Origin of the sequence: Antarcticimicrobium sediminis, assembly GCF_004348975.1 — a bacterium.
In the GTDB taxonomy this organism is placed as follows: domain Bacteria; phylum Pseudomonadota; class Alphaproteobacteria; order Rhodobacterales; family Rhodobacteraceae; genus Antarcticimicrobium; species Antarcticimicrobium sediminis.
Genome location: NZ_SMFP01000004.1, coordinates 317,691 through 341,232, shown reverse-complemented (window position 1 = coordinate 341,232; position 23,542 = coordinate 317,691). Strand labels below are relative to the sequence as shown.

The 23,542-nt window shown below is 61.9% G+C and carries 19 protein-coding genes, 1 tRNA gene and 1 riboswitch; of the genes, 2 read left to right on the top strand and 18 right to left on the bottom strand.

Going from position 1 to position 23,542, the window contains the following annotated elements; genetic code table 11:
* Nucleotides 1-20: 20 nt before the first annotated feature.
* The 10 genes from rpoC to E1B25_RS08925 all read right to left on the bottom strand — a co-directional run bounded on the left by rpoC (nt 21) and on the right by E1B25_RS08925 (nt 13,517).
* Nucleotides 21-4,262, bottom strand: a complete 4,242-nt coding sequence (gene rpoC / locus E1B25_RS08970; RefSeq protein WP_132828513.1) for a DNA-directed RNA polymerase subunit beta' — start codon at nt 4,260-4,262, stop codon at nt 21-23.
* A gap of 92 nt (nt 4,263-4,354) precedes the next feature.
* Entirely contained in the window at nt 4,355-8,491 is a 4,137-nt protein-coding gene (gene rpoB, locus E1B25_RS08965; protein WP_132828565.1) for a DNA-directed RNA polymerase subunit beta, read from the bottom strand.
* Between the two features lie 253 nt (nt 8,492-8,744).
* Complete coding sequence (gene rplL / locus E1B25_RS08960; RefSeq protein WP_132828511.1) at nt 8,745-9,116, bottom strand: 50S ribosomal protein L7/L12; 372 nt, start codon at nt 9,114-9,116, stop codon at nt 8,745-8,747.
* Nucleotides 9,117-9,197: 81 nt separating this feature from the next.
* The gene (rplJ, locus tag E1B25_RS08955) at nt 9,198-9,716 is read right to left on the bottom strand and encodes a 50S ribosomal protein L10 (protein WP_132828510.1); all 519 of its coding nucleotides are present in this window, start codon (nt 9,714-9,716) and stop codon (nt 9,198-9,200) included.
* A 293-nt stretch (nt 9,717-10,009) separates the two neighbouring features.
* Entirely contained in the window at nt 10,010-10,873 is an 864-nt protein-coding gene (locus E1B25_RS08950; RefSeq protein WP_280960244.1) for a glycosyltransferase family 2 protein, read from the bottom strand.
* Between the two features lie 64 nt (nt 10,874-10,937).
* Entirely contained in the window at nt 10,938-11,636 is a 699-nt protein-coding gene (rplA, locus tag E1B25_RS08945; RefSeq protein ID WP_132828507.1) for a 50S ribosomal protein L1, read from the bottom strand.
* 1 nt (nt 11,637) lies between these two features.
* Entirely contained in the window at nt 11,638-12,063 is a 426-nt protein-coding gene (gene rplK / locus E1B25_RS08940) for a 50S ribosomal protein L11 (protein ID WP_132828505.1), read from the bottom strand.
* Nucleotides 12,064-12,169: 106 nt separating this feature from the next.
* On the bottom strand, nt 12,170-12,703 hold the full coding sequence (nusG, locus tag E1B25_RS08935) for a transcription termination/antitermination protein NusG (protein WP_132828503.1): 534 nt from the start codon (nt 12,701-12,703) through the stop codon (nt 12,170-12,172).
* Between the two features lie 222 nt (nt 12,704-12,925).
* Entirely contained in the window at nt 12,926-13,123 is a 198-nt protein-coding gene (secE, locus tag E1B25_RS08930; RefSeq protein WP_132828502.1) for a preprotein translocase subunit SecE, read from the bottom strand.
* A 318-nt stretch (nt 13,124-13,441) separates the two neighbouring features.
* Nucleotides 13,442-13,517, bottom strand: a tRNA-Trp gene (locus E1B25_RS08925).
* 132 nt (nt 13,518-13,649) lie between these two features.
* Between E1B25_RS08925 and E1B25_RS08920 the strand changes: the two genes are divergently transcribed.
* Entirely contained in the window at nt 13,650-14,363 is a 714-nt protein-coding gene (locus E1B25_RS08920; protein WP_132828501.1) for a lysophospholipid acyltransferase family protein, read from the top strand.
* A gap of 261 nt (nt 14,364-14,624) precedes the next feature.
* Here E1B25_RS08920 and metK read toward each other — a convergent pair whose 3' ends face one another.
* The 8 genes from metK to miaB form a co-directional block, all read right to left on the bottom strand.
* Nucleotides 14,625-15,806 (bottom strand): methionine adenosyltransferase, encoded by a 1,182-nt coding sequence (gene metK, locus E1B25_RS08915; protein WP_132828499.1) that lies wholly within the window; start codon nt 15,804-15,806, stop codon nt 14,625-14,627.
* A 5-nt stretch (nt 15,807-15,811) separates the two neighbouring features.
* Nucleotides 15,812-15,861, bottom strand: a riboswitch (SAM-SAH riboswitch).
* Between the two features lie 39 nt (nt 15,862-15,900).
* Entirely contained in the window at nt 15,901-17,427 is a 1,527-nt protein-coding gene (gene lnt / locus E1B25_RS08910) for an apolipoprotein N-acyltransferase (RefSeq protein ID WP_132828497.1), read from the bottom strand.
* Between the two features lie 9 nt (nt 17,428-17,436).
* Nucleotides 17,437-18,330, bottom strand: a complete 894-nt coding sequence (locus tag E1B25_RS08905; protein WP_132828496.1) for a hemolysin family protein — start codon at nt 18,328-18,330, stop codon at nt 17,437-17,439.
* Between the two features lie 34 nt (nt 18,331-18,364).
* Nucleotides 18,365-18,865 carry an rRNA maturation RNase YbeY gene (ybeY, locus tag E1B25_RS08900; protein ID WP_132828494.1) on the bottom strand — a complete coding sequence of 167 codons (501 nt, stop codon included), beginning with the start codon at nt 18,863-18,865 and terminating at the stop codon, nt 18,365-18,367.
* A 111-nt stretch (nt 18,866-18,976) separates the two neighbouring features.
* Nucleotides 18,977-19,978: a PhoH family protein gene (locus E1B25_RS08895; protein ID WP_132828493.1), complete on the bottom strand. Its 1,002-nt coding sequence runs from the start codon at nt 19,976-19,978 to the stop codon at nt 18,977-18,979.
* A gap of 142 nt (nt 19,979-20,120) precedes the next feature.
* Nucleotides 20,121-20,417 (bottom strand): hypothetical protein, encoded by a 297-nt coding sequence (locus E1B25_RS08890; protein ID WP_132828491.1) that lies wholly within the window; start codon nt 20,415-20,417, stop codon nt 20,121-20,123.
* A gap of 11 nt (nt 20,418-20,428) precedes the next feature.
* Nucleotides 20,429-20,917: an OmpA family protein gene (locus tag E1B25_RS08885; RefSeq protein WP_132828490.1), complete on the bottom strand. Its 489-nt coding sequence runs from the start codon at nt 20,915-20,917 to the stop codon at nt 20,429-20,431.
* 303 nt (nt 20,918-21,220) lie between these two features.
* Complete coding sequence (miaB, locus tag E1B25_RS08875) at nt 21,221-22,546, bottom strand: tRNA (N6-isopentenyl adenosine(37)-C2)-methylthiotransferase MiaB (RefSeq protein ID WP_132828487.1); 1,326 nt, start codon at nt 22,544-22,546, stop codon at nt 21,221-21,223.
* Nucleotides 22,547-22,668: 122 nt separating this feature from the next.
* On the opposite strand from miaB, the gene E1B25_RS08870 reads away from it, so the two are divergent.
* Complete coding sequence (locus E1B25_RS08870; protein WP_132828486.1) at nt 22,669-23,535, top strand: hypothetical protein; 867 nt, start codon at nt 22,669-22,671, stop codon at nt 23,533-23,535.
* The last annotated feature ends 7 nt before the right edge of the window (nt 23,536-23,542 follow it).

The window sequence follows — 23,542 nt, the reverse complement described above, 5'->3', positions numbered from 1 at the left end:
TCAGGCCCGAAAGGCGCCGATCAGTCGCGGCTCTCGGGTGTATCGACCAGCGTGTCGAACGGATCGCCACCGATGATGTCATCCTCGGTCGGTGCAGCCAAAGCTGCGGCCGCCTCGGCCTCTTCACGGCGCGCTTCGATCACCACGTTGTCGCGGTCTTGTGCGACACGGCGCATGTTCTGGGTCGCCCCACCGGTCCCTGCCGGGATCAGACGCCCGACGATGACGTTTTCCTTGAGGCCCACCAGTTTGTCGCGCTTGCCCTGTACCGAAGCTTCGGTCAGCACGCGTGTGGTCTCTTGGAACGACGCCGCCGAGATGAACGACCGGGTCTGCAGGCTGGCCTTGGTGATCCCAAGCAGGATCGGCTCACCTTTTGCCGGGCGACCGCCCTTCGCGATGGTCTTTTCGTTCATCGCGTCGAACTCTTGCTTGTCGACGTGCTCGCCTTTCAGCAGCGTGGTTTCACCGCTGTCCTGGATCTCCCACTTCTGCAGCATCTGGCGCACGATCACTTCGATATGCTTATCGTTGATCTTCACGCCCTGCAGACGATAGACGTCCTGCACCTCGTCAATCATGTAGTTCGCCAGTGCCTCGACACCCATGATCGCAAGGATGTCATGCGGCGCCGGGTTGCCGTCCATGATGTAATCCCCCTTCTGCACGAAGTCGCCTTCCTGCACCGGGATGTGTTTACCCTTGGGCACCATGTATTCGACCGCATCCGCGCCTTCTTCGGCCGCTTCCAGCGTGATCCGACGCTTGTTCTTGTAGTCACGCCCGAACCGCACATAGCCATCGATCTCGGCGATGATCGCGTGGTCCTTGGGACGGCGCGCCTCGAACAGTTCCGCCACCCGCGGCAGACCACCGGTGATGTCCTTGGTCTTGGCCCCTTCGCGCGGGATCCGCGCCACGACTTCGCCGGCCTGAACCTCTTGGCCTTCTTCGATCGACAGAACCGCGTCCACCGACATCGGATAGGTCACCGGGTTGCCAACATCGTTGCGCACCGGCTCGCCATCGGCGTCCACCAGGATGATTTCCGGTTTCAGCTCGTTGCCCTTGGGGGCGGCGCGCCAGTCGATCACGATCTTCTGGGTCATGCCTGTGGCTTCATCGGTCTCGTCGCGTACGGCGATCCCCGAAACGAGGTCAACAAACTTGGCCGTCCCCGATTTTTCGGCGATGATCGGCAGGGTATAGGGATCCCATTCGAACAGCTTGTCGCCGCGGCCAACCTTGCCGCCATCCTTGACGAACAGCTTGGTGCCGTAGCCCAGTTTGAAGCTGGTCCGCTCCTCGCCGGTGTCGTCGTTGATCCGCAGCTTCATGTTCCGCCCGACAACCAACAACTCGCCCGCCGCGTTTTCCAGCAGGTTGGCGTTTTCGAAGGCGACCACGCCATCTTGCCCGGCCTCCTGGAAGCTTTGCTGGCCACCCTGCGCAACGCCGCCAATGTGGAATGTCCGCATCGTCAACTGTGTGCCCGGTTCACCGATCGACTGCGCCGCGATGATGCCCACGGCCTCGCCAGAGTTCACCATGGTGCCGCGCGCCAGGTCACGACCATAGCACATGGCACAGACGCCTTCCTCGGCCTCGCAGGTCAGCGGGCTGCGGATACGGGCCGTGGCCAGACCGGACTCTTCAATCGCATCGGCCATGCGTTCGTCGATCAGTTGGCCAAGGGCGACGATCACCTCGTCGGTCCCCGGACGCACCAGATCCTCGGCCGCGACGCGGCCCAGAAGACGTTCGCCCAGCGTTGCCACGACTTCACCGTCGTTCACCGCCGCCTCGACGGTGATCGCGTTCTCGGTGCCACAATCGCGCGCCCGAACGATGCAGTCCTGCGCCACGTCGACCAGACGACGGGTCAGATAGCCCGAGTTCGCCGTCTTGAGCGCGGTGTCCGACAGACCTTTCCGCGCCCCGTGGGTGGAGTTGAAGTACTCCAGAACGGTCAGGCCCTCTTTAAAGTTCGAGATGATCGGCGTTTCGATGATGTCGCCGTTCGGCTTGGCCATCAGGCCGCGCATCCCGCCCAGCTGTTTCATCTGCGTGACCGAGCCCCGCGCACCGGAGTGGGCCATCATGTAGACCGAGTTCGGTTCCATCTCGGCCCCGTTCTCGTCGCGTTTTTCAGCCGAGATCGCGTTCATCATCGCGTCGGTGACAAGGTCGTTACACTTCGACCACGCATCCACGACCTTGTTGTACTTTTCGCCCTGAGTGATCAGGCCGTCCATGTACTGCTGTTCAAAGTCGCGCACCTGCTCGCGCGTGTTCTCGACGATCGGCCATTTCGTTTCCGGAACCACCATGTCGTCCTTGCCGAACGAGATGCCGGCCTTGAACGCCTCGCGGAAGCCCAAGGTCATGATCTGGTCGCAGAAGATGACCGATTCCTTCTGACCGCAATAACGGTAGACGGTGTCGATGACCTGCTGCACCTCTTTCTTCCGCAGCAACCGGTTGACCAGTTCGAACGGCGCCTTGGCGTTGAACGGCAGCAACGCCCCCAGACGCACACGACCCGGAGTGGTCTCGAAGCGTTGGTACACCTCGTTGCCCTCTTCGTCGAACTGGGTAACCCGCGCGCTGATCTTGGAGTGCAGATGCACCACGCCCGCGTCCAGCGCGTGCTGAACCTCGTCGAGCGAACCAAAGACCTTACCCTCACCGGGCATCCCGTCGCGTGCCAGCGTCACATAGTACAGACCCAGGATCATATCCTGCGACGGCACGATGATCGGCGCGCCGTTGGCGGGCGACAGCACGTTGTTGGTCGACATCATCAGGACGCGCGCTTCCAGCTGGGCCTCAAGGCTCAGCGGCACGTGCACGGCCATTTGGTCACCGTCAAAGTCGGCGTTGAAGGCGGAACAGACCAGCGGGTGAAGCTGGATCGCCTTGCCTTCGATCAGCGTGGGTTCGAACGCTTGGATGCCCAAACGGTGCAAGGTCGGCGCCCGGTTCAGCATGACAGGGTGTTCGCGGATCACCTCGTCGAGAATATCCCAAACCTCGGGACGTTCCTTTTCGACCAGCTTCTTCGCCTGTTTCACGGTGCTGCTGAGGCCCTTGGCCTCCAGCCGCGAATAGATGAAGGGCTTGAACAGCTCCAACGCCATCTTCTTGGGCAGGCCGCACTGGTGCAGCTTCAGCTCGGGACCGGTCACGATGACCGAACGACCGGAGAAGTCGACGCGTTTGCCCAAAAGGTTTTGACGGAACCGGCCCTGCTTGCCCTTGAGCATGTCGGACAGCGATTTCAGCGGCCGTTTGTTGGCGCCCGTGATCACCCGGCCACGACGGCCGTTGTCAAACAGCGCATCGACCGATTCCTGCAGCATCCGCTTTTCGTTGCGCACGATGATGTCGGGCGCACGCAGTTCGATCAGCCGCTTGAGACGGTTGTTCCGGTTGATCACCCGACGATACAGGTCGTTCAGATCCGAGGTCGCAAAGCGACCGCCGTCCAGCGGCACCAGCGGGCGCAGTTCCGGCGGAATCACCGGAATCACGGTCATGATCATCCATTCCGGACGGTTGCCCGATTCCAGAAAGGATTCGACGACCTTCAGCCGCTTGATGATTTTCTTCGGTTTCAGCTCGCCCGTGGCGACGGCCAGATCGGCGCGCAACTGATCGGCTTCGGCGTCCAGATCGATGTTCTGCAACATCTCGCGGATCGCCTCGGCGCCGATATTGGCGGTGAACGCATCCATGCCATAGGCATCCTGCGCGTCCATGAATTCTTCTTCGGTCAGCATCTGGCCATAGGTCAGATCGGTCAGACCGGGTTCGATCACCACGTAGTTCTCGAAATAAAGCACACGCTCCAGATCGCGCAGCGTCATGTCCAGCATCAGGCCGATCCGGCTGGGCAGTGATTTCAGGAACCAGATATGGGCAACCGGCGAGGCCAGTTCGATATGGCCCATACGCTCACGGCGGACCTTTTGCAGCGTCACTTCGACACCGCATTTCTCGCAGACAACGCCGCGGTACTTCATCCGCTTGTACTTGCCGCACAGGCATTCATAGTCCTTGATCGGACCAAAGATGCGGGCACAGAACAGACCGTCGCGCTCGGGCTTGAAGGTCCGATAGTTGATGGTTTCCGGCTTCTTGATCTCGCCGTAGGACCACGACAGGATCCGTTCCGGCGAGGCCAGCGAGACCTTGATTTCGTCAAAGACCTTGGGCGGGGTCAGCGGGTTGAACGGGTTGTTCGTGATTTCCTGGTTCATTTTCTAATCCTTAGAGGCTGGCGGAAGGGGAAGCCGGGCAAGAGCCCGGCAAACCGAGTTGGCGTAGGCCGGGCCTTGGCCCGGCGCTTGCGTCACTCATCCTCCTCCGCATCCAGGAGTTCCATGTTCAGGCCGAGGCCGCGGACTTCCTTCACCAGAACGTTGAAGGATTCGGGCACACCGGCCTCGAAGTTGTCCTCGCCCTTGACGATGCTTTCATAGACCTTGGTCCGGCCTGCCACGTCGTCCGACTTGACCGTCAGCATCTCTTGCAGGGTATAGGCGGCGCCATAGGCTTCCAGCGCCCAGACTTCCATCTCCCCGAAACGCTGACCACCGAACTGCGCCTTACCGCCCAGCGGCTGCTGGGTCACAAGGCTGTACGGCCCGGTCGAACGCGCGTGGATCTTGTCGTCCACCAAGTGGTGCAGTTTCAGCAGGTACTTCATACCCACCGTCACCGGACGCGCGAACTGTTCACCAGTCCGACCGTCAAACAGGATCGACTGACCCGAGGTGTCAAAGCCCGCACGTCGCAGCGAGTCGTTCACATCGGCTTCTTTCGCCCCGTCAAACACCGGCGTTGCAATCGGCACCCCACGGGTGACGTTGCTGGCTGCGTCGATCAGATCCTCTTCGCCCATGCCCACGATGCCTTCTTCATAGACATCGTCGCCATAGGCGATGCGCATCGCTTCGCGCACCGGAGTCAGATCGCCGGACCGGCGATAGTCTTGCAACGCATCGTCGATCTTGATCCCAAGACCGCGCGCGGCCCAGCCCATATGGGTTTCAAGGATCTGACCAACGTTCATCCGCGACGGCACACCCAGCGGGTTCAGACAGAAGTCGACCGGGGTCCCGTCAGCCAGGAACGGCATGTCTTCCATCGGCACCACGCGGGAAACAACACCCTTGTTGCCGTGACGGCCAGCCATCTTGTCGCCCGGTTGCAGCTTGCGCTTCACCGCCACGAAGACCTTGACCATCTTCATCACACCCGGCGGCAAGTCGTCGCCACGGCGCACCTTCTCGACCTTGTCCTCGAACCGGGCATCAAGGGTGCGCTTCTGCACCTCGTACTGCTCGTTCAGGGCCTCGACGATCTGCGCGTCGGCCTCTTCGGACAGCGCCAGCTGCCACCACTGACCGCGCGACAGGCTGTCGAGCAGATCCTCGGTGATTTCCGAACCCGGCTTGATGCCTTTCGGGCCCTTGGCAACCGTTTTGCCCAGGATCATCGACTTCAGACGCGCGTAGATGTTGCGATCCAAGATCCCCATCTCGTCGTCACGGTCCCGCGCCAGACGCTCGACCTCTTCGCGTTCGATCTGCAGGGCGCGCTCGTCTTTTTCCACCCCATGACGGTTGAAGACACGCACCTCGACCACGGTGCCGAAATCGCCCGGCTTGACCCGCAGCGAGGTGTCGCGCACGTCAGATGCCTTTTCGCCGAAGATGGCGCGCAGCAGTTTCTCTTCCGGGGTCATCGGGCTTTCACCCTTGGGGGTGATCTTGCCCACCAGAATATCGCCCGGCTCCACATCCGCGCCGATATAGACGATGCCAGCCTCGTCGAGGTTACGCAGCGCCTCTTCGCCCACGTTCGGGATGTCGCGCGTGATCTCTTCCGGCCCGAGCTTGGTATCGCGGGCCGCGACCTCGAATTCCTCGATATGGATCGAGGTATAGACGTCATCGCGCGAAATGCGTTCCGAAATCAGGATCGAGTCTTCGTAGTTGTAGCCATTCCAAGGCATAAACGCGACGGCCACGTTTTTACCCAGAGCCAGTTCGCCCATATCGGTCGAAGGACCGTCTGCGATCACCTCGCCCTTGCCGACCGTCTGGCCGACCTTCACCAGCGGACGCTGGTTGATACAGGTGTTCTGGTTCGACCGCTGGAACTTGCGCATCCGGTAGATGTCGACGCCGGCATCGCCCAGTTCCAGATCATTGGTGGCCCGGATCACGATCCGCTGGGCATCGACCTGATCGATCACGCCAGCCCGCTTGGCCATGATGGCCGCACCGGAATCGCGTGCAACGACTTCTTCGATACCGGTGCCGACCAGCGGCGCCTCGGCCCGCAGAAGCGGAACCGCCTGACGTTGCATGTTCGAGCCCATCAGGGCGCGGTTGGCGTCGTCGTTTTCAAGGAACGGGATCAGCGAGGCCGCAACCGACACCAGCTGTTTCGGCGACACGTCGATCAGGTCCACGTTTTCGCGCGGGGCAAGCGTATAGTCGCCCGATTTCCGCGTGCTGACCAGATCGTTGATAAAGTTGCCGTTCTCGTCCAGCGTCGCGTTGGCCTGTGCCACGGTGTGACGCATTTCCTCGGTCGCGGACATGTAATGGACCTCATCGGTCACATGGGTGTCCTTGACGACGCGATAGGGGGTCTCGATGAAGCCGTATTTGTTCACGCGGGCAAAGGTGGCCAGCGAGTTGATCAGACCAATGTTCGGCCCTTCCGGCGTTTCAATCGGGCACATCCGGCCATAGTGGGTCGGGTGAACGTCGCGCACTTCAAAGCCCGCACGCTCGCGTGTCAGACCACCCGGCCCAAGCGCCGAGAGACGGCGTTTGTGGGTGACTTCGGACAGCGGGTTGGTCTGGTCCATGAATTGCGACAGCTGCGAAGAGCCGAAGAATTCGCGGACCGCAGCGGCGGCAGGTTTGGCGTTGATCAGATCCTGCGGCATCACAGTGTCGATCTCGACACTGGACATGCGTTCCTTGATCGCGCGTTCCATCCGCAGCAGACCGACGCGATACTGGTTTTCCATCAGCTCGCCGACCGAGCGCACCCGGCGGTTGCCAAGGTGGTCGATGTCGTCGATGTCGCCCTTGCCATCGCGCAGCTCAACCAGCGCCTTGATGCAGGAGACGATGTCCTTGCTATCCAGCGTGCGCTGGGTGTCAGGCTTGTCCAGTGCCAGACGCATGTTCATCTTGACCCGGCCCACGGCCGACAGGTCATAGCGGTCGTGATCGAAGAACAGCGTGTTGAACAGCGACGACGCCGCCTCGACGGTGGGCGGCTCGCCCGGGCGCATCACGCGATAGATGTCCATGAGCGCGGTATCGCGGCCCATGTTCTTGTCCATCGCCATGGTGTTGCGGATATAGGGGCCAACGTTGATGTTATCGATGTCCAGCACCGGAATCTCGGTGACGCCAGCATCGACCAGCTCCTTGACGGTGCCGCCGATCAGATCGCCGCCCTTGTCGTATTCCAGCGTCAGCTCATCGCCGGCTTCGACATAGATCGCGCCGGTTTCCTCGTCGATCATGTCCTTGGCCACGAACTTGCCAACGATATTTTCGAACGGCACCAGCAGATCGGTGACAGAGCCTTCGTCGATCAGCTTCTTGACCGCGCGCGGGGTCACCTTCTTGGTGGCCTCGGCGATGATCTCGCCGGTTGCGGCATCGACCAGATCAAAGGTCGGACGGGTACCGCGCGCCCGCTCGGGGAAGAACGGCGCGACCCAGCCTTCACCCTTGCGCAGGGTATAGGTAACTGTGTCGTAATAGGCATCCATGATGCCTTCCTGATCCAGCCCCAGCGCATAAAGCAGCGTGGTCACCGGCAGTTTGCGACGACGGTCGATGCGCGCGAACACGATGTCCTTGGCGTCGAATTCGAAATCCAGCCACGACCCGCGATACGGAATGATCCGGCAAGCGAACAGCAGTTTGCCCGAACTGTGGGTCTTGCCCTTGTCATGGTCAAAGAACACGCCCGGCGAACGGTGCATCTGGGACACGATCACCCGCTCGGTCCCGTTGACGACAAAGGTGCCGTTCGGCGTCATGAGCGGCATGTCGCCCATGAACACGTCCTGCTCCTTGATGTCCTTCACCGACTTGGCGCCGGTATCCTCGTCCACATCGAACACGATCAGACGCAGCGTGACCTTCAGCGGAGCGCTGTAGGTCATGTCGCGTTGCATGCATTCCTCGACATCGTATTTCGGCTTTTCAAGCTCGTATTTCACGAACTCCAGTACCGCGGTCTCGTTGAAGTCCTTGATCGGGAATACCGACTGGAACACACCTTTGATGCCTTCACCGTCCTGCGGATCGGGCTGATCGCCGGATTTCAGGAACAGCTCATACGAGGATTTCTGAACCTCGATGAGGTTCGGCATCTCCAGCACTTCGCGGATTTTGCCATAGTACTTCCGAAGACGTTTCTGGCCGAGGAAGGTTTGCGCCATATCAGTGGTCACCTTTTCAGTTTCTCACCGGGAAAGACAGCCGCCGGGCCACGGCCGCTTCCCCATACGAGATCGCAAGTTCGGATCAATTCGCGGTCGCCGTCCCGACTGGCGTCCTTCCCGATCCTAGAACCACGCCTTAGAAAGAGTCCGGCCCTCGCCTGGGCCCTTTCTAAGACAGGTTCGGCTGGATCCGGTATTCCCCGGATCCAGCCCCGTTTCTACGTCGGCTCGCGCCGCGCACCGATGTGGCTTAGGCCACTTCGACTTCGGCGCCAGCTGCTTCCAGCTTGCCTTTGACTTCTTCGGCTTCGTCTTTCGACACGCCTTCTTTGATCTTGCCGCCAGCTTCCACCAATTCCTTGGCTTCTTTCAGGCCCAGACCGGTCAGGGCGCGCACTTCTTTGATCACGTTGATCTTGGAAGCGCCGGCGTTCTTCAGAACGACGTCGAATTCGGTCTTTTCTTCTTCGGCTGCGCCGGCGTCAGCCGGGCCTGCCATCATGACAGCGCCGCCAGCGGCGGGCTCGATGCCATATTCGTCTTTCAGGATGGTTTTCAGTTCCTGGGCTTCCAGGAGCGTCAGACCAACAATCTCTTCTGCGAGTTTTTTCAGATCAGCCATTTTATCAGCTCTTTCCGTTTTGATGTGTGTTCCAACGTGAGGGGCTCCACCCTACGCCAGTCAGTACAAGTCGCTTTCCGCTTACGCGGCTTCGGCCTTCTCTTCGATGGTCGAAAGAATGCTTGCGATGTTGCTTGCAGGTGCGCCAATTGCCCCAGCGATGTTGGAGGCGGGTGCGCCGAGCATGCCAGCGATCGTTGCGATAAGTTCATCGCGCGACGGCATTTTCGACACGGCCTCGACACCGGCCCGGTCCAGAGCGTTTTCACCCATTGCACCGCCAAGGATTTCGAACTTTTTGTTCTCTTTGGCGAAGCCCTCGGCAACCTTGGCCGCAGCCACAGGATCCTCGGAATAGGTTAGAACGGTCATACCGGTCAGCAGGTCCACCATGCTTTCGCAGGGCTTACCCTCAAGGGCGATTTTGGCGAGCTTGTTCTTGGCAACACGCACAGACCCACCCGCTTCGCGTGCACGCGCGCGCAGGTCTTGCATCTCAGCTACTGTCAGACCGGTGTAGTGGGCAACCACCACAACGCCAGAGCTTTCGAAGATTTGGCCGAGTTCCTCGACCACTTTCTCTTTCTGGGCTCTATCCACAGTTCTCTCCAAGTTATGGGGCGCTACCGCGCCCCGGCTCAAGTTTGCCGGACAAAGCCCGGCGTTCAGGTCCGAATTACGGGGTTGAGCCAAAAACCGCCCGAAGGCAAAGCCCCCGGTCAATCTGGTCTTTCCCGTCTCAGGCAGGACATTAAGGCCAAGGCCACCCGCCATCTTGGACGAAACGAAATAAAGCGCACGACGAATCGCACGCTTTATCCCGCGACCCTACTTAGGCCGGATTTCCCTGCTTTCCAAGGGGTAAATCGTATGCATGACACATCAATCGGAAATTAACCTTTGGCGGAATCAAAGAGCGCCCGCCGCGGTGCGTCCAGATCCAGCGCCAGCTCCAGCCGCGCACCGACCTCGTCCAGCCGCGCCAAGGCCGCCTCATCCAGCTTGTGCATCGCGTCATACAGCGCGCGCAATGGCGCCTCGGGCGCGCCCGAAGACATCGCTGCCTCGATCCGGCGGGTCATCGGTGTGGTAAACCCGCGCGAGACCGAGCGCCACTCCAGCTTGCGCCGCCAAGCCTCAAAATCATAGCCGATCATGTGCAGCAGAAAACCGCGCTGCGCCGCCCCGACCAGGCGTTCAGCCACCGGGGTGCCGTCAGACCGCTCGACCCAGTGCTGGCGCGCCCGCGCATCCGATAGCCCGGTCCGGGTTGCGGATTTTCCCTGCGGGTGCCCGATCAGCCCCCGCCGCCGGGGGCCGAACAGCGCCGCGCTCTCACCATAGACGCGCCGGGCCGCATCACGCGGCATCGGCAGGCGGAACTGCAACTGCTCCATCGGCGCCACCGGGCGCACCACCTCAGCCGTCAGCACCCGCACCGCCTCGATTGCGCGCGGTTGCGCCGCCAGCAGCGTGGCGATGGACCGCCCTTCGATATACAGAAACTCGTCCGCGTCCACGTTCAGGAACCACGGCTCATCAGTACGATGATAGGCCCAGGTCAGCGCGGCGTTCTGGCGTTTGGGGAAATTGGTATCGGGCGTCATGCCCAGCATCGCCCAGAACTCCGGCGTGCAGGGCACGCATTCGATCCGGGGATGGTCACCCAGGACCCCGATGGCGGGGTCCTGGGGATTGTCAAACATCAGCAGGAGCGAGGAAGCCCCCCCGGACAGATACCACGCGGCAAAGCGCATTGTATCAGCCAGGTCCTCATTCAGGATTGCGGCGGCTCGCCACGCGCCCTGCATCAGATTTGCGTTACTCGCCCGTGGCGTCAGCCACGTCGATCGTCACGCCCGGGCCCATGGTGGAGCTCAGCGCGATCTTCTTCATGTAGGTGCCTTTGGCGCCAGCCGGACGGGCCTTGGCCACGGCATCGACAAAGGCGCGCACGTTCTCGACCAGCTTGGCCGTATCGAACGACACCTTGCCAACACCGGCATGAACCACACCGGCCTTCTCGGCTTTGAACTGAACCTGACCACCCTTGGCGTCTTTGACGGCCTGGGTCACATCCATGGTCACGGTGCCAACCTTGGGGTTCGGCATCAGGTTGCGCGGGCCCAAAACTTTGCCCAGACGACCAACGATCGGCATCATGTCCGGGGTCGCAATGCAACGGTCGAATTCAATGGTACCGCCCTGAACGGTTTCCATCAGATCCTCGGCGCCCACGATATCCGCGCCGGCCGCAGTGGCCTCGTCAGCTTTGGCGCCACGTGCAAACACGGCAACGCGCATGTTCTTGCCAGTGCCGTTGGGCAGGCCGATCACACCGCGGACCATCTGGTCAGCGTGGCGCGGGTCGACACCCAGGTTCAGCGCAATTTCGACGGTCTCGTCGAACTTAGCTGCGGCCGCATTCTTGACCAGAGCAACGGCGTCTTCGACCGACAGGTTTTCCTTGCCAGCAAAGGCTTCGCGGGAGGCGCGGGTGCGTTTTCCAAGCTTTGCCATATTACTTAACCTCGATGCCCATGGAGCGGGCGCTGCCCAGAATGATGTGCATAGCCGCTTCGATATCGTTGGCGCTAAGATCTTTCATCTTGGCTTCAGCAATCTCGCGAACCTGTGCGATGCTCACCGATCCGACGGTGTCGCGGCCCGGGTTGGTCGCGCCCGATTCCACTTTGGCCGCTTTACGAAGGTAGTACGACGCCGGCGGCGTCTTGATGTCCATCGTAAAGGACTTGTCCTGATAATACGTGATCACGGTCGGGCACGGCGCACCGGGCTCCATATCCGCAGTCTTGGCGTTGAACGCCTTGCAGAATTCCATGATATTGATGCCGCGCTGACCCAGCGCCGGACCGACCGGCGGGGAGGGATTCGCTTTGCCGGCGGCAACCTGAAGCTTCATGGTCCCGGCGAGTTTCTTGGCCATTGGCCTTTCTCCTTTCCAACACCCTCGGAACGCGTTCCTCGGGTTTTTGTTGTGTGGTCCGGGCCCCGGCGACGCGTCGCCGACACCCTCCCACGCTCACATCATATCAGGTCTGTTTGGTGACCTGCATGAATTCCAGTTCGACCGGGGTTTCCCGGCCAAAGATCGACACAGACACCTTCAGGCGCTGGTTGTCGTCGTCTACTTCTTCGATCATGCCATCGAAGTCCTCGAACGGGCCTTCGTTGACCTTGACGCGCTCGCCGATCTCGAAATGGATCAGCGTACGGGGGGCGTCCTCACCCTCCTGAACGCGGTTGAGGATCTGATTGACCTCGGCGTCCCGCATCGGCATCGGACGACCCTGCGGGCCGAGGAAGCCGGTAACGCGGTTGATCGTGTTGATCAGGTGATAGCCGCGATCGGACATCTCCATATGCACCAGCACGTAACCGGGCATGAACCGCCGCTCGGTCGTGACCTTCTTGCCCCGGCGCACTTCGATCACCTCTTCGGTGGGCACCAACACTTCGTCGATCTCGTCCTCAAGCCCGCTCTCGGCCGCAGCGATTCTGATCTGTTCCGCGATCTTCTTCTCGAAATTGGAAAGAACGCTGACCGAGTACCATCGCTTCGCCATGAGCCCTGATGTCCTTGTCCTGATCCGGCGCAACCGACTTTCGGGCACCGATTTTTGTAAGAGTTTCAGGCAGTTGAACCGCCGCCCCGGAATAAAAATCGGCGCGCAACTCGAATCGCCGCACGCCACACCCCAAAGGTAGGGGCTCAGTTACAGCCAAGGGCCGCAATGATCAAGGGGTCGGAGCCACTTTCGTCCCGGCCCCAATCCCGCCAAAGACGATCAGCCAAAGGCCGTCAGAATACTTTGCAGACCCGCGCGGATCAACAGGTCGACCATCGCAAAGAAGGTCGCGGTCAGCGCGGCCATGATGAACACCATCACCGTGGTCAGGAGCACTTCGCGCCGCGTCGGCCAAGCGACCTTGGCGATCTCGGAGCGGACCTGCTGGATGAACTGGATCGGATTGGTGGTGGCCATAGGCGGAAATCCTGTCTGAATTAAAGGGGCACATATCCGGGTGGAGCGCAGAATTCAAGTCGCGGATTGGGGAATTCGCGGGCCGGATCGTACACCCCGCCTGCCTGCATCTTTGCGGTGCCGCAGCGATTTGGGGAGTTTCGGGGCCGTTCTGTACACAGGCCGTGACATCCCCCTGCCCCGGCCCCCGGGATAAAGATCCCCGCCACCGGGTGAATCAGGACAGCCACACCAACCGGAACCAACCGACCCAATCGGTATCGACCAGCGCGCCGCGACTCACGACCGCGCGTCGGTTGGCGGGAAATTTGTGGAAATTGGCAGGGGCAGAAGGGTTCGAACCCTCGACCTACGGTTTTGGAGACCGTCGCTCTACCAGCTGAGCTATACCCCTAAGGCCGGGCCCTGATTTATGGCAGAGGACAGCTGGACACAAGAGGGAATCTTGCCCGAATGCGGACCCGAAGGCATTGCCCCCCGGGGGCGTGGTCCTTTATGAGAAAAGACCGGCACAGGGGGGCGGCGCATGAGCCTGCGCAAACGACTAATGAACAGCACCGGGTTCGCCCGCTTTGTCAGCGCGCTGTTCGCGGGCTATATCCGGTTTGCCTATGCCACGTCTCGTTGGCGGCGGGAGGGGTTCGAGGACATGGACGCGGCGGTGCAGGCTGGCGAGCCGGTGATTTTTGTCGTCTGGCACCAACGGCTGATGATGGCCCCCTATATGTTCAACCTCTCTGGCGGATCGATCTGTTCCCTGACCTCGGCCGCGCGGGCCGGGCGCATGGTCGGGGTGCTGCTGGGCCGGTTCGGCTGGGAGAACATCTCGATGTCCAGCCACAAGCGGCATGTGGCGTTGTCGCGCGAGGTGCTGCGGCGGATACGCCAAGGGATCTCGGTCGGCATCGCGGCGGACGGGCCACGGGGGCCGGCACGGGTCAGCTCCACCGTGCCGCTGATCTGGGCGCGCAGTTCAGGCAAGCGGGTGTTCGCGGTCTCGTTCTCGGCCAACCGGGTGGTGGAATTTCCCAGCTGGGACAGGATGTGGCTGCCCGCCCCGTTCTCGCGCGGGGTATTCCTGTGCGAGGAATGGACCAGCAGCGTGCCGCGCAAGGTCAGCGATGCCGATTTCGAGTCGCTGCGACAGGCGTTCGAATCGCGCCTTGATGCGGTCACCAACGCCAGCGACAGGGCGGCGGGGCGGGAGCCACTGGCAGCGGAGACCGCGCCCCGCAGCTAGGCCCGCGTTCCCGCGCCGGCGAGCACACCAGCAGGCAGGCTAGACCGAGTAGCGGGACAGATCCGACAAGGGAAGAGGCGGGGCGCAAACGCCGCTGGCGCGGCGTGCCTCCGGCGGGAGTAATGAAGGCCAGAAAAAGAAGCGGGATCGCCGCGCGGTCTTCTGCCATCCCTTCCCAACACAGCTAAATCCCCACGGCCAAAAAGAAACCCCCGCCCGGTTTCCCGGACAGGGGTGTGAAAGCGCAGTCAGCGGCCTGTCTTAGACCGCCTTTTTCAGCACCTCGACCAGATCGGTCTTTTCCCAGCTGAACCCGCCATCGGCGTCCGGCTCGCGACCGAAATGGCCATAGGCCGCCGTGCGCTGATAGATCGGCTTGTTCAGTTGCAGATGCTCGCGGATGCCGCGCGGGGTCAGATCCATCACGCCATCAATGGCCTTTTCGATCTCCTCGTCGGGAAGAACACCGGTGCCGTGTGTGTCGACGTAGATCGACAGCGGCTTGCTCACCCCGATCGCATAGGACAGTTGCAGCGTGCATTTCTTTGCCAGTCCGGCCGCGACCACGTTCTTGGCCAGATAGCGCGCCGCATAGGCCGCCGAACGGTCAACCTTGGTCGGATCCTTACCCGAGAACGCCCCGCCGCCGTGCGGCGCCGCACCGCCATAGGTGTCGACGATGATCTTGCGCCCGGTAAGGCCGGCGTCGCCGTCCGGGCCCCCGATCACGAAGGTGCCGGTGGGGTTCACCCACCATTCGGTTTCCGGCGTAATCCAGCCTTCGGGCAGCACTTCGCGGATATAGGGTTCGACAATGGCGCGGATGTCGTCGCTGGTCTGATCCTCGCTTTCGTGCTGGGTCGACAGCACGATAGAGTTGACGCGCACCGGTTTGCCATCCTCGTAAAGCACCGACAGCTGGCTTTTGGCGTCGGGGCGCAAGGTGGGTTCGGCCCCGGATTTGCGCGCCTCGGCCAGACGCCGCAGGATCGCGTGCGAATACTGGATCGGGGCCGGCATCAACGCGTCGGTCTCATCGGTGGCATAGCCAAACATGATCCCCTGGTCGCCGGCACCTTCGTCCTTGTTGTCGGCGGCGTTCACGCCTTGGGCGATATGCGCCGACTGTTCATGCAGGAAGTTCAGCACATGACAGGTGTTCCAATGGAACTTTTCCTGCTCGTATCCGATATCCCGGATGCAGTCGCGGGCGATCTGACCGATCCGGCCCATGTAGTTTTTCAACCGCTCCTGGTCCGAAAGACCGACCTCGCCGCCGATCACGACCATGCCGGTGGTCGCGAAGGTCTCGCAGGCGACACGCGCCTCGGGCTCCTCGGCCAGAAAGGCGTCGAGAACGGCATCCGAAATCCGGTCACAGACCTTATCGGGGTGGCCCTCCGAGACGGACTCGGAGGTGAAAGTAAAGTTCTTGCGGGACATTAAAGTGCTCCATTGGTGGTTTGCCTGTCACGTCAGGAAGCCGTTGTGACAGTGCCAATCCGGTTCCGCGCGGAACGCACGGGCCAGTCAATCGCTATCTAGGCGATCCACGGCGCCATTGCACCACCTTAAACGCGAACCAGCCAAAAAGTAGCAGCAGAAACACAGGCCAGTCGCCAGTCCGCGCATAGATTGTAGGCGCCAGCGGGGCCGGCAGCTCCGCATCGACATAGCCCGCCTGACCCAAAGGAATGCTGCGGATCACCGCGCCACGCGGCCCGATCAGCGCCGAGATTCCGGTATTGGCCGCGCGCACCATCGGCACCCCCTGTTCGATCGCACGCATGCGAGCCTGCGCCAGATGCTGATACGGGCCGGTGCGGGTGCCGAACCAAGCGTCATTGGTGATCTGCAACAACAGCCGTGGACGTTCGGGTGCAGCGTTCACATCCTGCGGAAAGACCGCCTCGTAGCAGATCAGCGGCAGGGCCGGACCGAGCGCCCCCAGATCCAGAAGACGCGGACCCGGCCCGGCGCTATAGCCCTGCCCCTCGCGCGCGGCAAAGCCAGTGATCCCCACCCGCGCCGCCAGATCGCCAAACGGCACATATTCGCCAAAGGGAACCAGATGGTGCTTGTCATACAGCCCCGCCACCTGCCCGTCCCCGTCAAGATGGATCAGCGAATTGTAGACGCGCCAGCCCTCGAAACGCTGGATCCCAAGAACCACATCAGCCCCACCTGCCGCCTGCGCGATACGGGCCAGCGTCGGGGCGGCATCTTCGAGCAGGACCGGCACCGCGCTTTCCGGCCAGACGATCAGATCGGGGCGCGGCCCGGCAGCGGTAAAGTCGATCTGGCGCTTGAAAAACACCGGGATATAGGCCGGGTCCCATTTCTGGTGCTGTGGCGCGTTGGGCTGGACCAGCCGGACGGTCGCACCGGTGCTTACGACCGGATCGCCCCGCCCGGCCCCAAGCGCAAAGGCGGCAAAGCCAAAGACCAACGCGGGCAGCAGGGCCAGCGCCCAGCCGCGGGGTGTCGCCCGCCGGGCCAGCGCCCAGCCGGGCAGCATCGTGATCCCCAGCGTCGCCAGTGCCAGCCCCTGCGGCCCGATCCAGGCCAAAAGCTGATCCGCGGGCGTACCGACCCAGATCTGGGCAAGCGCGGCCCAGGGAAAGCCGGTCAACAGATAGGCACGGGCGAATTCGACCAGCGACAAGGCGATGACCAAGTCGACGATACGCCCGACGGCCCCCTGCGCCGGACAATGCGCGAAACGATGCGCGCCCCAGAACGCGGCGCCCCAGAACAACGCCAGACCGCCCGCAAGGAAGACCAGCGCAAAGGGTGCCATCCAGGCGTAGCGATCGGGGTCGACCAGAAAGGGGTCAATGATCCAGGACAGCGCGAGCGCGAACCAGCCGACGCCAAAGGCCCAGCCGGTCAGCGCCGCCGCGCGCGGGCGCGCGCAGGCCAGCAGCAACGCGGGCAGCAGGGCCAAAGCGATCAGGGTGACGGGCCAAAGCCCATAGGGCGCGAACCCCAACGCCCCGGCCGCCCCGGCGAGCGCCGCAAGCCCGAGGCGCCCCCACAAGGGCCAATGCGCCAGACCGCTCATCACGTGCCCCTAGTCCATCGCATCCGGAACGTGCACGCGCAGCCGCTTGATCCGTCGCGGATCGGCGTCGATCACCTCGAACTCGGCGCCATCGGGATGCACCACCACCTCGCCCCGGGTCGGAACCCGGCCAGAGAGCATGAAAACCAGACCGCCCAAGGTGTCGATCTCTTCCTCGTCCACGTCTTCATGGCTGGTCAGGGAGCATCCGAGTTCGGCCTCGAACTCGTCAAGCGGGGCGCGGGCCTGAGCGATATAGACGCCCGGCTTTTCCTTGATCCAAAGCTGGTCTCCGTCGGTGTCATGCTCGTCTTCGATCTCGCCCACCACCTGTTCGATCAGGTCCTCGATGGTCAAAAGCCCGTCAACGCCGCCATATTCGTCGATCACCAGCGCCATGTGGCGCCGCTCGGTCTGCATCTTGGTCAGCAGCACCCCGATCGGCATCGAAGGCGGCACAAAAAGCAGCGGCCGCAGCATCGTGGTGATATCGAAATCGGCCTCCTGACCACCGTTGAACCCGTGCGTCAGCGCCAGATCCTTGAGGTGGACAAAGCCCAGCGGCGTATCAAGCGTGCCATCATAGACCGGGATTCGCGTCATCCCGCTTTCGCGAAAGACATCGACAAGCTCATCCATCACGATGGTGCTGGGCACGGCCACGATCTCGGCGGTGGGAATCGCCACATCCTCGACCCGCAAGCGGCGCAGGTTGATCATGCCGCGTGGCTGTAGCGCCGCCGCCGAATAACCGTTGACCGGGGCTGGCGCAGTGTCTTCGCCCGGGGTGAATGCGTCGATGATGCGACCAAGGAATCCGGTCTTTTCTTCGGTCGCGGTGTTGGTGTTCTCAGGCTGCGCGCGCTGCGCCGCGTTAGAACTATCGTCTGTGTCGTCGCCCATTTATCCTATCCGAAAGGGGCCGCTCTGGCCCGACTTATCCCCTATATGGGTCATCGAGTCCCAAACTGCCAAGTATTTCGACCTCGAGCCCTTCCATCACCGTGGCATCCGGGTCACGGATGTGGTCATAGCCCAAAAGATGCAGCAGCCCGTGCACGATCAGATGGGTGGCATGATCGGCCAAGGGCTTGCCCTGCTCTTCGGCCTCGCGCAGGCACGTGCCATAGGCAATGGCGATATCCCCCAACGCGATTTCACCGCTGAAATCCGGGGACGGCCCGGCCGGCGTGGCGCCAGCCACCTCGGGGGCGAGATCCTCGGCGGGCCAGCTCAACACGTTGGTGGGCTGTGGTTTGCCGCGAAAATCGGCGTTGAGCGCAGCGATACGCGCATCATCGCAGGCCAGCAGCGCAATTTCGCAGGCTTCCGGGTCCAGCCGCAGATGTGCAAGCGTCGCGTCACAGGCGCGACTGGCCAGCCGGTGCAGATCCAGCGCCTGCCAGGCGGGGTCTTCTATGGAGAGATCAACAGTCATGGCGCGGGTCATAGGGCAGGTCGAGAGAGGGGGCCAGCCCCCTCCTTGGCCTACGGCCAATTCACCCCCGGAGTATTTCCACCAAGAAGAAGCGCGCAACAGGATCTGGTGTCAGACGTCGGCCTCATAAGCCTCGATGATGGCGGCAACCAGCGGGTGACGCACCACATCCTTGGAGGTGAAATAGCTGAAGCTGATGTTGGGCACCGTTGTCAGCAGCCGCTCTGCATCGGCCAGACCAGAGGGCATGCCACGCGGCAGGTCCACCTGAGTGCGGTCGCCGGTGATCACCATGCGGCTGCCTTCGCCCAGCCGGGTCAGGAACATCTTCATCTGCATGGTGGTGGCGTTCTGCGCCTCGTCCAGCACGACATAGGCATTGGCAAGCGTGCGCCCGCGCATGAAGGCCAGCGGCGCGATCTCGATCCGCTTTTCCTCCATCAGCTTGGCCAATTGCTTGCCCGGGAGAAAATCGCTCAGCGCGTCATAGAGCGGCTGCATGTAGGGATCGACCTTTTCCTTCATGTCACCGGGCAGGTAGCCAAGCTTTTCGCCCGCCTCCACCGCCGGACGACTGAGGATGATCTTGTCCACATGGCCGCCGATGAACATGCTGACCCCGACCGCCACGGCGAGATAGGTCTTGCCGGTGCCGGCCGGACCGATGCCAAAGGCCAGCTCATGTTCGAACAGCGCCTGCACATAGGCTTTCTGCGCCTCGGTGCGGGGTTCGACCAGCTTTTTGCGGGTCTTGATCTCGATCGGGCCACGCTTGAACATCTCAAGCTGGTCGCCGGTCGGCGCGTCGTCCTCGACGCGCCCCATGCGCAATTCGCGGTCGATATCGCCGGATTCGACAGCGCGGCCCGCCTCGAGCCGGTGGTAGAGGGCGGTGAGCACCTCGACCGCCTGAGCCTGTGCTGCCGCCTCGCCGATGATGGCAAGCTGGTTACCCCGGCGCAGGATCTGGACCGAGAGCTTGCGCTCGATCTCGGCCAGATTGCGGTCAAATTCGCCGCACAGGTCGATCAGCAGACGATTGTCAGAAAATTCGAGCGGCACCTCGCGGGGTGCGCTTTCGGCTTGCGGTGGGGTCAGGGCGCTAATGGCCAATCCGCTCTCCTTGTCTCAAACGGTAGGACAAGCCTGCCAACATCGGCCGCACCGCGCAAGCGAAACGGCGCATTTTTCACCTATTTGAAACAAAAAACGGCCGCCCCGGGATGGGACGGCCGCAAGAATGCTCGCAACTCGATCAGATCGCGTCGACGACCTTGCTGCCTTTTTTGAACGGCCCGGTGGCCACACCCGGAGGTGCCGCGCCGGAACAGACCGGTTTGCCGTATTGGTCCATCCGTTGCGACAGGTATCCTTCGACCCCGTCATCGATGATCCAGTGATCGCAGCCGGTGGGATCAACCCAGATGCCGGCCTTGAGCTGGCTCAGATCCTTGGTGTCGAAGATGTTGTTGTCGCGGGTCTTGTCGGTTGCTTCACAAGCGGCGAGCGTGCCGACCGCGGCGAGCAGTGCGATGGCCTTGACGATTTTCATGGTCTTTTTCCTCACTGCACACAGATGATTTCAACGCGACGGTTCTGCGCCATGTTGGCAGCGCTGGTATTGGGCACCCGCGGATTGCGTTCGCCATAGCCGCGCACATCCACCACGTTGGACCCAATACTGCGGGCCACGCGGGCCACCGAATTGGCCCGGTTGCGGGACAGGCGCATGTTATAGGCGTCGGATGCGCGGCTGTCGGTGTGGCCGGTAATGATATAGCCGCGCGCCCCGGTAGTGCGGAAGAAGTCGCGCAGGCGCTGCTGCCCGGCGGCGCTGATCGCATATTTGTCGGTGGCAAAGAACTGGTCCGCCGGCATCGTACCGCACAGGTTACCCCGGCGGCAGACCGGGGTGCCGTCGCGGCGCACATGCGGAGACATATAGCCCTCGGCGCCGTCATCCATGACCCAGTGCTCGCACCCATCCGGGTCGACCCAGATGGTCGGGACATAGCGTTCGCCGATCACCGTTCTGGTCCCAGCCTGCGCCATTGTTGCGAATGCGATGGCAAGCGCAATCGCTGCGGTCAGCGCGGTTATTGCGCGCCGGACCCTCAAATCAATCACCTTTGATGTAGTCACCTTTTATCCCCCGAAAATGGCGCCACCTCTGAACGATTGGGGTGGGCTTCGCTGTTATTGCGCTAAGGTTAGGAAATTAAGTGATATTTGTGAAGCAAAATCCACCATGCATTGCAGCACTTTCGGCAACACGCGCCAAGAGGGCCGGATAACCGTTTCCAAAGCCGCAAATATCAATCGCAATCAGGGCGCATTGTTCACAGGGGACGCGGCTTAGTCGAGAAGTTCCCCGGCCAGTGAATTCGTGCTGGAGCTGACGATTCTGACCCGACGCAGATCGCCTGGGGCGACGCTGTCACCCTGCACATGAACCGCATGCATATAGTCGGATTTTCCGACCATCTGGCCCGGCTGACGCCCCGGCCGCTCAAACAGCACGCCGACGTCGCGGCCCACCATGGCATTCTGCAACGCCCGCTGTTGGTGGGTCAGCAGCGTCTGCAAGCGCAGCAGGCGATCCGCCTTTTCCGCCTCGCTCACCTGGGCGCGCTCGGCGGCGGGGGTTCCGGGGCGGGTGGAGTATTTGAACGAAAACGCCGAGCCATATTGCACCGCCTCGACCAACGCCAAGGTGTCCTGAAAATCCTGTTCGGTTTCCTCGGGAAAGCCGACGATGAAATCGCCTGACAGATGCATATCGGGTCGCGCCGTGCGCAGCCGCTCGATCAGGCGCAGATATTGCTCGGCGGTGTGGGACCGGTTCATCCGTTTCAGAATGCGGTCGCTGCCCGATTGCACCGGCAGATGCAGATAGGGCATCAGTTTCGGGCAGCTCACATGCGCCTCGATCAGGTCATCGGACATGTCGTTGGGGTGACTGGTGGTAAAGCGGATCCGCTCCAGCCCGTCGACATCGTTCAACGCCCAGATCAGCCGTGCCAGCGACCAGTCCGCGCCATCGGAGCCAGCGCCGTGATAGGCATTGACGTTCTGCCCCAACAGAGTGATCTCGCGCACGCCGCGTTCGACCAGATCGCGGGCCTCGGTCAGGATCCGCTCGACCGGGCGCGAAACCTCGGACCCACGGGTATAGGGCACCACGCAAAAGGCGCAGAACTTGTCGCAGCCTTCCTGCACGGTCAGAAAGGCGGCCGGCCCGCGTTTTGCCTTGGGACGCGCCGCCAGCTTTTCGAACTTGTCCTCTTCGGGGAAATCGGTATCGAGCGCCGTTTCACCCAACCGCGTCTTTGCTTCCAACTCGGGCAGCCGATGATAGCTTTGCGGACCGACCACCAGATCGACCAGCGGCTGACGGCGCATGATTTCAGCGCCCTCAGCCTGCGCGACGCAGCCGGCGACGCCGATCTTGAGGTTCGGATTTGCCTCCTTCAGCCCGCGCAGCCGCCCCAGTTCGGAATAGACCTTTTCGGCGGCCTTTTCCCGGATATGGCAGGTGTTGAGGAGAATCATGTCGGCATCGTCCTGCGATGTCGTCTCGACATAGCCCTGACCGCCCAGCGCCTCAGCCATGCGTTCGCTATCATAGACGTTCATCTGACAGCCGTAGGTCTTGATAAAGAGCTTCTTGGGCACGGTCATAGGGTCTGCTTTCCCGGCTTTGGCAACGAGCGCCGGACATAGGGCTTTGCCCGGTGGCTTGCAATGCCAGCCCGAATACCTGACTTTGCCCCCAAACGCCAGCAAGGCGGGCAGGCAGGGTCATGCACTACACATCACTGCAAGAGTTTCTCAAATCCGGACAGACAGCCCTGGCCAAAGGGCCGGTGGCGCTGATCTTTGTCGAGGACGAGGTCGAACTGGGCACGACGCTGCGCCATCACCTGCAATGCGGCTTCGCGGCGGTGGTCGCGCTGATGCCCCCGGCGTTTGATCTACCGGGCGATCTGGCCGAACAGGTGCACCGGGTCGGATTCGATTGCAGCCAGCCCGAACGTGTCTTTGAGGCCGTGAACGCGGTGATCGACGCCGCGCCGGGGATCTGGCTCTATTACGGGTATAACGCCGAATACCTGTTCTACCCGTTCTGTGAAACGCGCAGCGTCGGCGAGATGCTGGCCTTTCATACCGAGGAACGGCGCGATGCCATGCTGTCCTATGTGATCGACCTTTACGCCGACGATCTGTCGGCCTGTCCCGATGCGGTTTCTCTGGAGCGCGCGCATCTGGACCGGTCGGGGTATTACGCGCTGGCGCGCAATGATCCGGAAACCGGCCATCCGCGCGAACGGCAGCTCGATTTCTATGGCGGGCTGCGCTGGCGCTATGAGGAACATATCCCCCGCACCAGTCGCAAGATCGACCGGATCGCGCTGTTCCGCAGCAAGCCGGGGTTACGGCTTCGCCCGGATCACACCTTTGAGGATCAGGAATACAACACCTATGCCTGCCCGTGGCATCACAACCTGACCGCCGCGATCTGTTCGTTTCGAACCGCCAAGGCGTTGAAGTCGAATCCCGGATCGACCTTTGAGATCGAGAGTTTCCGCTGGCACAATTCGACCCCGTTTGAGTGGCATTCGCGCCAATTGATGGATCTTGGCCTGATGGAACCGGGTCAGTGGTTCTGATGTGAGG